Consider the following 3,183-nt stretch of genomic DNA (forward strand, 5'->3'; position numbering starts at 1 on the left):
GCGTGCAAGTTAAACCGGGCAGTTGGGAAATCGAACTGCATATGCAGTCTACCCAGCCGCAGACCCACTTGGGCTTCAAAGCGCAGGACGAAAACTGGCCACAACAAGAAATATGGGTTGTCGCCAGCCAACCGGCGCTGCGCAGCCTACAGATCTCCGGTGTCCCCAGCATTGATCCAAGCCAGACACAATTGCCCGACGAATGGCGTGAACTGCCCGCCTATCTGGTAACACCGGACACCACCATGGAATTGCAGGAGTTGCAGCGAGGCGCAGGCGATAGCAGTAACCAACTGGTGCTGGATAAAGAAATCTGGCTGGATTTTGATGGTAGTGGTTTTACCTTGCGCGATGAAATCAGCGGACAACTGCAACAAGGTTGGCGCATGGAAACGCAGCCACCCTATGAATTGCAGAGCGCCGCCCTCAATGACATACCCCAGCTGGTCACCCGCCTTACCGGCAACGCTAATACCGGCGTAGAAGTTCGTTCCCGCGAACTGGATCTTACTGGCATCAGTCGCCTGCTGCGCAGCACAGCAATTCCGGTTAGTGGCTGGTCAGTGGATTTTGCAGAAGTGGATGCACAATTGCATTTGCCACCCGGTTGGTCGCTGCTTTCCGCGACCGGAGCCAGCTATGAATCTGGCAGCTGGGTATCCCGGTGGAGCCTGTGGGATATTTTCCTGGTACTGATAATCACCTTTACGGTCGCGCGCATCACCACCCCACTCTGGGGTGGATTGGCACTACTGACACTCCTGCTCACATTCCATCGCACCGGCGCACCGCTGTTTATCTGGCTAAATATCGCTGCCCTGCTGGCTCTACTGCCCATGGTCAGCGGTAAATTCAAAACCCAGCTGGTGCGCTATGCCTATGCCAGCTTTATTTTGCTCGGATTGTTTTTGTTGCCGTTTAGTGTGCAGCAGGCGCGGCAGGTGTTTTATCCGCAGCAGGAGTTTTCGGGGCGCAATATCAGTGAGAGTTACTACGACGATAGCCAGGACAGTTGGGGCTTTAGCTTGATAATGATGAGTTCGGATAACAAGGGCGTAGAAACACCCCACGCAAAATCCCGCGCAGATGAGACTGAGGAAGTGGTTGTCACTGGCATCCGTTCATCACTCCCCGCCCCCAAACAGCAAGTGTCACAGGAATACGATTTAGGCCAGCAAGTACAAACAGGGCCGGGAGTTCCCGGCTGGAATTGGCACAAGATCGACTTGAGCTGGAGCGGGCCGGTAAGACCGGATGAAATCACCCACCTGTACTTAGTGCCGCCCGCCTTAAACCGTTTGGGCAGCGCCTTGAGCCTGCTGTTTCCGCTATTGCTAGGCGCACTATTGTTACGGCTCTTTTTACAGCAGATAGGGCACACACTACCAAGCTGGAAAATGGGCAATCGGACCCTGTTACCCGCCATGTTATTGCTAGCCTGTGGTATCACTCAAACCGATAACGCTCATGCTGATGTATTGGTATCCAACGCCCTCCTCAAAGAGCTGGAAACACGCCTGACCCAGCCCGCGCCCTGCCTGCCCGATTGCGCCAGCATCGAATCCCTGCAAGTGAAAGCCGATGGCGAACAGTTGGAGATGGACATCATCATTCACAGCGCTGATACCATCGCCCTGCCCTTGCCTGCCCAACGCCAGCAGTGGTGGCCAAACCAGGTGCTGATCGACAATAAACCGGCATCACTGGTACAAAATGCCAATGGCCAGCTGCTGGTCAATCTGCGTAAAGGGCGCAACTTGCTGCACCTTGAGGCAGTAATTAAGGGTCGCGACAGCCTTCTGCTCGGCTTCCCCCTGCCACTCCATAACCTCGGCAGCCAACTAGATGGCTGGCAACTGACAGGAGCACCAACCGCAAACCAAGCCAGCAGTTCACTGCAACTCAACCGCATCCAGCGCAGTGAGTCACTGACCAAAGCAGAACACCTGCAACCCGACCCTATCGCTCCCTTTGTGACCGTGACGCGCCAACTGCAATTAGGGCTGGAATGGCGCGTAGAAACACGTGTAGAACGGGTTGCACCTGCCCTGGGAATGATTAATCTAGAGATTCCCTTATTGCCCGGCGAGTCGCCCATCAGCGGCGATACCGCCATTTCAGGTGATGAAACCAGCAAAGGCAAAATCGCCGTGCAACTGGATACCCATCAACAAGCAACCTTCTGGTATTCCACCCTCAAGGCGGAATCACCATTGCAGCTCAAGGCACCGGCAAATCCAGCCTGGGTAGAAATTTGGGTGCTGGACACCTCACCCATTTGGCACACTCAGGTCACCGGTATACCCGTAGTGCAATCCGGCAACCTGCCCATCTGGCAGCCTTGGCCGGAAGAAAGTATCAGCATTGCTGTCAGCCGTCCGCAGGCGGTAACAGGCAGCGTGATGGCAATTGACCAAGCCCAGCTGAAATATACGCTGGGCGATCGCGCCAGCAGTGCCACCTTGAGCTTGTCCCTGCGCACCAACCAGGCAGGACACTACGACTTTGACCTACCGGAGGGAGCCAACCTTGAAAGTGTCAACATCGATGGGGATGAGGCGCCGCTGCTGGCGGTGAATGGTCGGGTAAAAATCCCGTTGCACCCCGGCGATCAGGAACTGGAAATTCGCTGGCAAGATGACAAAGGCACCCGCATTAAAACTATCAGCCCGGCAATAGATCTGGGCAGCAATAGCAGCAATCTAACAATTAATATCGATTTACCCGGTGATCGCTGGCCATTGCTGGTAGGTGGACCAAGCATGGGGCCAGCGGTATTGCTCTGGGGAATGTTGGCGGTGATCCTGCTGCTCGCCCCGTTGCTCGGACGCAGCCCACTGACACCACTGAAAACCCATCAATGGGTGCTCTTGAGCTTGGGTGTGGCGACAGTCAATCTCTACGTACTCGCCCTGATCGCCATCTGGCTGATCCTGCTCACCAGGCGCGGGACATTGATGCAGATTGGCTCAGCCAGAACCTTCAAATGGATGCAGCTGGGATTGTTTTGCCTATCGCTGGTGACCTTGTCGATGCTACTGGGCAGCATACCCTATAGTTTGTTATCCAGCCCGGATATGCATATCGCGGGAAATGGTTCTAATGCGCATTACCTGCGTTGGTATCAAGACCAGAGCGCCGGTGAGTTCCGCAGCGACCTGCAGGCCGTGCGGCTCGAGCGGC

The 3,183-nt window shown here is 55.4% G+C and carries 1 protein-coding gene; it reads left to right on the plus strand.

Annotated elements, in window-relative coordinates:
- The coding region (locus ACWA6V_RS19785) for a hypothetical protein (RefSeq protein ID WP_449524101.1) at positions 1–3,183 on the plus strand (3,183 nt) is incomplete at both ends.

This window comes from Cellvibrio sp. (genome assembly GCF_053579595.1).